Origin of the sequence: Mesorhizobium sp. B2-3-13 (assembly GCF_006442195.1) — a bacterium.
Taxonomy (GTDB): domain Bacteria; phylum Pseudomonadota; class Alphaproteobacteria; order Rhizobiales; family Rhizobiaceae; genus Mesorhizobium; species Mesorhizobium salmacidum.
On sequence record NZ_VFVQ01000046.1, the window covers coordinates 1 to 6,798 of the forward strand.

Below are 6,798 nucleotides of genomic sequence, written 5' to 3' on the forward strand. Positions count from 1 at the left end.
CCCCAGCACCCGCGCATAAACCTCGCCGACAATCCCGCGCCGAAACACCAGCACGCAAACCATGAAGATCAGGCCCGTGGCGATGGTCACCGGAAAACCCGAGGTGGCCAGCGTGTTTTCCAGGCCGACGACGAGGCTGGCGCCGATGATCGGGCCAACCATGGTGCCGATGCCGCCGAGCAGCGTCATCAGGATCACCTCGCCCGACATCTGCCAGGTGACGTCGGTGAGCGTGGCGAACTGGAAGACGATCGCCTTGAGCGAGCCTGCGAGCCCGGCTAGCGCCGCCGACATGACGAAGGCGCCGAGTTTGTAGCTGGCTACGGAATAGCCGAGCGAAATGGCGCGGTTCTCGTTTTCGCGGATCGAGCGCAGGATCATGCCGAAGGGCGAATTGACGATGCGCCAGATGGCGAAGATGCCGGCCAGGACCACGGCAAGCACGAAATAATAGATGTTCATCGGGGCGTTGAGGTCGAGGACGCCGAACAGGATGCCGCGCGGCACGCCCTGGATGCCGTCCTCGCCTTGCGTGAAGGGCGCCTGCACGCAGAAGAAGAAGAACATCTGCGACAGCGCCAGCGTGATCATGGCGAAATAGATGCCTTGCCGGCGAATGGCGAAGAAGCCCATGACGAGGCCGAGCAGCGCGGCGCCCGCCATGCCGAGCAGGATGCCGGCTTCCGGCGGCCAGCCCCAGACCTTGACCGCGTGCGCGGTGAAATAGGCGGCGCCGCCGAAGAAGGTGGCGTGGCCGAAGGACAGGAGGCCGGTATAGCCGAGCAGGAGGTTGAAGGCGCAGGCAAACAGCGCGAAACACAGCATCTTCATCAGGAAGATCGGGTAGACGAAGAAGGGGGCTGCCAGCAGCGCCAGTATGCCGAGCCCGATCAGCACCCATTCAAGCCGTGCCCAGGGTCTGGCCGATGTCTCACGCAACGAAAGCTCTGCCATGTCGGATGTTTGTTCCGCCATGTCAGGCGTCCCTTCCGAACAGGCCGGCCGGCCGGACCAAAAGCACGATCGCCATGATGACGAAGACCACCAAGTTGGAGGCCTCGGGGTAGAAGACCTTGGTCAGGCCTTCGGCGAGGCCAAGCATGTAGCCGGTGACGATCGCGCCGAGGATGGATCCCATGCCGCCGACCACAACCACCGCGAAGACGACGATGATCAGATCCGATCCCATCAGCGGGCTGACCTGATAGATGGGTGCGGCCAGGATGCCGGCGAGGCCGGCGAGCGCTGAGCCAAGGCCGTAGGTGAGGGTCAAAAGCAACGGCACGTTGACGCCGAAGGCCTGGACGAGACGGGGATTCTCGGTTGCCGCGCGCAGATAGGAGCCGAGCCTGGTCTTCTCGATCAGCGCCCAGGTTCCGAAGCAGACGATCAGCGAGGCGACCACCACCCAGCCGCGATAAATGGGCAGGAACATGAAGCCGAGATTGGTGCCGCCCGCCAGCAGCGGCGGCACGGCGTAGGGGTTTCCCGACACGCCGTAATAGTAGCGGAAGATGCCTTCGAGCACGAGCGCGAGGCCGAAGGTGAAGAGCAGGCCGTAGAGCGGATCGGTGTCGTAGAGCCGCGACAGCGCCAGGCGTTCGACCACGACGCCGAACAGGCCGACGATCAGCGGCGCCAGGATCAGCGCCGGCCAATAGCCGATGCCGAGATGGGTGAACAGGAGATAGCCGATGAAGGCGCCCAGCATATATTGCGCACCATGGGCGAAATTGATGACGCGCAGCAGGCCGAAAATCACGGCCAGGCCGAGGCTCAGCATGGCGTAGAAGGAGCCGTTGATCAGGCCGACCAGTAACTGGCCGAGCAATGCCTGGACGGGGATGCCGAAGATCATCGTCATGGCGCCATCATACACCCAGAATTTCGTGGAGCAGCGTCATGCGGTCCGCCAGTTCGCCGGTGGGGAAACCGGCCACGACCTTGCCGTGCTCCATCAGGTAGAAACGGTCGGCGACACGGCTGGCGAAGCGGAAATTCTGCTCGACCAGCAGGATGGTCATGCCGCGCTGCTTCAACATCGCCAGCAGCTCGCCGATGCGCTGGATGATGACAGGCGCGAGGCCCTCGGTCGGTTCGTCCAGGAGCAACATCTTGACGCCGGTCCGCAGCATGCGCGCTATCGCCAGCATCTGCTGTTCGCCGCCCGACAGCCGCGTGCCCGGACTGTTGCGCCGCTCCTTCAGATTGGGGAAGAGATCGAAGATTTCCTCGACGCTCATGCCGCCCGGGGCAACGACAGGCGGCAGCACCAGGTTCTCATCGACAGTGAGTGTCGAGAAGATGCCGCGTTCCTCCGGCACGAAGCCGATGCCCTGGTGCGCGGTGCGGTGCAGCGGCAGCCGCATCAGGTCGGCGCCGTCGAAAACGACCTTGCCGGTGCGCCGGCGGATCAGACCCATGATGGCGCGCAGCGTCGTCGTCTTGCCGACGCCGTTGCGGCCGAGCAAGGTGACCGTTTCGCCGGCAAACACTTCGAGGTCGACGCCGTGCAGCGCATGGCCCTCGCCATACCAGGCGTTGAGACCGCGGACCGCGAGCAGGGGCGAAGCACTAGTCATCGGCAGTGCCCATATAGGCCACCTTCACGCGTTCGTCGCGGCTGACGGTGGCGTAGTCGCCGGCCGCGAGCACCTCGCCGCGCTGCATCACCGTTATCCAGTCGCAGAGATCGGCCACCACGGTCAGATTGTGCTCGACCATCATAACCGCGCGGTCGCTCGCCACCGACCGGATGAGGGCGGACACCGTGGCCACGTCCTCATGACCCATGCCGGCCATCGGCTCGTCCAGCAGCAGCACTTTCGGGTCCAGCGCCAGCGTCGTGGCGATCTCGAGCACGCGCTTCCTGCCGTAGGAAAGATCGCCGGCCAGCCTGTTCGCGGCGTCGTCGAGGCCGACGGAACGCAGCAGCTCCATGGCGCGCGGCGTCAACCGGTCGAGCGCCGCCAGCGAGCGCCAGAACTGGATGCCGAGCCCCGCCGGCCGCTGCAGCGCGACGCGCACATTGTCGAGCACGCTGAGGTGCGGAAAGATCGCCGATATCTGGAACGAGCGCACCAGCCCCATCCGCGCCACCCTGGCCGGCGAGGTGCGGGTGATGTCGTGGCCGAGCAGCTCGATCCTGCCGCTGGTCGGCGCCAGGAATTTGGTCAGCAGGTTGAAAACGGTCGTCTTGCCGGCGCCGTTAGGTCCGATCAAGGCATGGATGTTGCCATGGAGGACATCGAGGTCGACATTTTTGACGGCGACGAAGCCGGCAAAGTCACGTCGCAGGCCGCGGGCGGAAAGCACGACCCGCGGCTCTTCCGGGTTCAGGTCAGGCGGCACCATGGCCGCGCCGGTCACTGGGCGGCCGTCGGACAGCCGCTGTCCTTCTCGCTGAGGAAGGCCTCCTTGCCGGGAATGGTGGCGAGGTATTTGTAATAGTCCCAATCCTTGGTGCTCTCGCTGGGCGCCTTGACCTGGTAGAGATACATGTCGTGGACCATGTTGCCGTCGGCCTGGACCTTGCCGCCGGTGATGACGGCGTCGTCCACCGGCAGCGAATGGAGCTGCTTGGCGACCGCTTCGGTCTCGTCGGTGCCGGCCTTGTCGATCGCCTTCAAATACTGCGTCACCGCCGAATAGGTCGCGGCCTGGATCATGTTCGGCATGCGGTTGGTGCGCTTGAAGAAGCGCTGCCCGAATTCGCGGCTCTTGTCGTCGCGGTCCCAGTAATAGCCCTCGGTCAGCACGACGCCTTGCGCCGCCTGCAGGCCGAGCCCATGCACTTCGGCCAGCGTGAACAGGAGCGCGGCCAAGCGCTGGCCGCCCTGCACGATGCCGAACTCGGCTGCCTGCTTGATGGAATTGGAGGTGTCGAGGCCGGCATTGGCGAGCCCGATGACCTTGGCGCCCGACGATTGCGCCTGCAGCAGGAAGGACGAATAGTCGGTCGCGCCGAGGGGATAACGCACCTCGCCCAGCACCTTGCCGCCATGGCTCTCGACGAATTTGGCGGTCTGCTCCTTCAGCGAGTAGCCGAAGGCATAGTCGACGGTGACGAAGAACCAGCTGTCGCCGCCCTGCTGCACGAGGGAGCCGCCGGTGCCCACCGCCTGCGAATGGGTGTCGTAGGCCCAGTGGAAGCCGTAGGGCGAGCACTGCTTGCCGGTGAGGTCGGTGGTCGCCGCACCGGTGACGATGTCGATCTTCTTCTTTTCTTTGGAAATCCCCTGCACGGCGAGCGCGACCGAAGAGGTCGTCAGCTCCATGATGGCATCGACCTGTTCGGTGTCATACCACTGCCGTGCAATGTTGGAGGCGATATCGGGCTTGTTCTGGTGGTCGGCGCTGATGATCTCGACCGGTGCTCCCTGCACCTTGCCGCCGAAATCCTCGACCGCCATCTTGGCTGCCTCGACCGACCATTTGCCGCCGAAATCGGCATAGACGCCGGATTGGTCGTTGAGGATGCCGATCTTGACCTTGCCATCGGAAATCTCGGCGGCCGAGGCGGTGGTGGCCGCAAGGAGCGCGGCGGAAACGACATAGCATAGCTTCATGAGTCTACTTCCTCTCCCAGTGTGGATGAATCCGGCCGCCCCCTACGGTCGTCATCCGCAAGCACCAAGGAACATTAGGAAAATCAGGCGGAAGGGCAAGGGGCGGCCGCGGATTTCATGACGGCAAGGCCGACCCGATAGCGTGACGCCAGCGGGAAAGCTCAGGACGGGACACGAACATGTGAAGCTCGATCGGAGCACGCCGAGCTTGTTTGAACCACATCCCGGGCAGCTTCAGCCCTCGGTAGCGACGAGATGGCCGTTGCCGACATCGCTCAGCGCCAGTTTCAGCGGTGCCTCGCCGATCCGGCGGGTGGCGCTGGGGATCTCCTGATCGAGGCGGGCAAAACGGCTTCTGCGCTGCGCGGGATCGGGCACCGGCACGGCTTCGATCAGGCGCTTCGTGTAGGGGTGGCGCGGGTTCGAAAAAACCTGGTCGCGCGTGCCCATCTCGACGATCTGGCCGAGATACATGACGGCGACACGGTCGGAGATGTTCTCGACCACGGCCATGTCGTGCGAAATGAAGAGATAGGCGACGCCGAATTCGCGCTGCAATTCCTTCAACAGGTCAAGCACGCGCGCCTGCACCGAGACATCGAGGGCCGAGACGCTTTCATCGGCGATGATCAGTTTTGGCCTGAGCGCCAATGCCCGGGCGATGCAGACGCGCTGACGCTGGCCGCCGGAGAATTCGTGCGGATAGAGCTCCATCTGGTCTGATGACAGGCCGACGCGGTCGAACAGGGCCGCTACCCGCTCGCGACGCTCTTCCTTCGAGGCGATGCCGTGGATGACCAGCGGTTCGGCGACGAGGTCGCCGACGCGCATGCGCGGGTCGAGCGAGGCGAAAGGATCCTGAAAGATCATCTGCACGTCGCGACGCACCGCCTTGCGCTCGTCGCGGCCGAGGCCGGACAAATTGCGGCCGCCGACAACGATGTCGCCGCTATACGGCACCAGCCCGGCCAGCGCCTTGGCGGTGGTCGACTTGCCGCAACCGGATTCGCCGACCAGCGCCAGCGTCTCGTTGGGCGCGATCGAGAAGCTGACGCCCTCGACGGCGTGGACGCGGCGGGTGACCCGGCCGAGAATGCCGCCGCGCAGGTCGAAGCGGACATGGAGGTCGTTCACCTCTGCGACATTGGCCGGCATTGCGGCTTCGGCGATCTCCTTCAATTGCTGGCGGCCGGCGCCACTGCCGATGCGCGGCACGGCGGCCAACAGCTCGCGCGTGTAGTCGGCTTGCGGGCGGGCGAAAATGTCCGATGTCTTGCCTTCCTCGACCATGCGCCCATGCCGCATGATGATGACGCGGTCGGCCATTTCGGCGACCACGCCCATGTCGTGGGTGATCAGGATGACGCTGGTGCCATGCTTATGCTGCAGGTCGCGCAGCAGTTCCAGCACCTCGCCCTGTACGGTAACGTCGAGCGCCGTGGTCGGCTCGTCGGCGATCAGCACGTCCGGTTCCAGCGCCAGCGCCATGGCGATCATCACGCGCTGGCGCATGCCGCCCGACAGTTCATGCGGAAATTGTCTTAGCCGGCTTTCGGCTTCCGAAATGCGCACCGCCTTCAGCACCTCGACGGCACGCTGGCGGGCCTGGCTGGGCGACAGGCTGGTATGCGCCTCGATGGATTCGGTGAGCTGGCGGCCGATCGACAGCACCGGGTTGAGCGAGGTCATCGGTTCCTGGAAGATCATGGCGATGCGGTCGCCGCGAATGCGCCGCATCCGGCGTTCGTCGAGGGCGGTCAGCTCGGTCTCGCCCAAATGGACCGTGCCGGCGGAGATGCGCGCCGCGGGCTGCGGCAGGAGCTGCATGATGGCCAGCGCGGTCATCGATTTGCCCGAGCCGGACTCGCCGGCGATGCACAGCGTCTCGCCGCGGGAGAGCGTCAGGGAGAGGTTGGAGACGACCTCGCGGAAGCCCTCCTCGCCGCGCACGGAGACGGAGAGGTTGGTTATGGTGAGGATGCGGTCTGGGGTCATTGCGAGGACAGGATTCTGAGAAGTTTGTTGCGGCACGCCCCCCTCTGTCCTGCCGGACATCTCCCCCTCAAGGGGGGAGATTGGCAGCTTCGCCGACTCGCCTTCTTGATGACGATGATGGTTGGCGAAGACCGAGGTGACATCCGATCTCCCCCCTTGAGGGCCTGTTGCGCAATTCTGGCATTGTGATTCACTTCGATTATTGCTCGGAGGGATTTGCGATGGCGGTGAAGCG

At 64.7% G+C, this 6,798-nt stretch carries 6 protein-coding genes; all 6 read right to left on the bottom strand.

Translation table 11 applies throughout. The annotated features are described in order from the left end of the window. Positions 1 to 954: branched-chain amino acid ABC transporter permease (locus FJ941_RS28765; protein WP_140510983.1), on the bottom strand; the 954-nt coding region annotated here is incomplete at its 3' end. 22 nt (positions 955 to 976) lie between these two features. After that, a complete protein-coding gene (locus tag FJ941_RS28770; protein WP_140510975.1) occupies positions 977 to 1,864 on the bottom strand; it encodes a branched-chain amino acid ABC transporter permease in 888 nt (295 codons plus the stop codon). A 7-nt stretch (positions 1,865 to 1,871) separates the two neighbouring features. After that, the gene (locus tag FJ941_RS28775) at positions 1,872 to 2,582 is read right to left on the bottom strand and encodes an ABC transporter ATP-binding protein (protein WP_140510977.1); all 711 of its coding nucleotides are present in this window, start codon (positions 2,580 to 2,582) and stop codon (positions 1,872 to 1,874) included. Beyond that, a complete protein-coding gene (locus FJ941_RS28780) occupies positions 2,575 to 3,354 on the bottom strand; it encodes an ABC transporter ATP-binding protein (RefSeq protein ID WP_140510979.1) in 780 nt (259 codons plus the stop codon). Before FJ941_RS28780 ends, FJ941_RS28775 begins: the two co-directional genes overlap by 8 nt. Positions 3,355 to 3,365: 11 nt before the next feature. After that, positions 3,366 to 4,568 carry an ABC transporter substrate-binding protein gene (locus FJ941_RS28785; RefSeq protein ID WP_027142472.1) on the bottom strand — a complete coding sequence of 401 codons (1,203 nt, stop codon included), beginning with the start codon at positions 4,566 to 4,568 and terminating at the stop codon, positions 3,366 to 3,368. A 234-nt stretch (positions 4,569 to 4,802) separates the two neighbouring features. Then, entirely contained in the window at positions 4,803 to 6,563 is a 1,761-nt protein-coding gene (locus FJ941_RS28790) for an ABC transporter ATP-binding protein (RefSeq protein WP_140510981.1), read from the bottom strand. Positions 6,564 to 6,798: the final 235 nt, after the last annotated feature.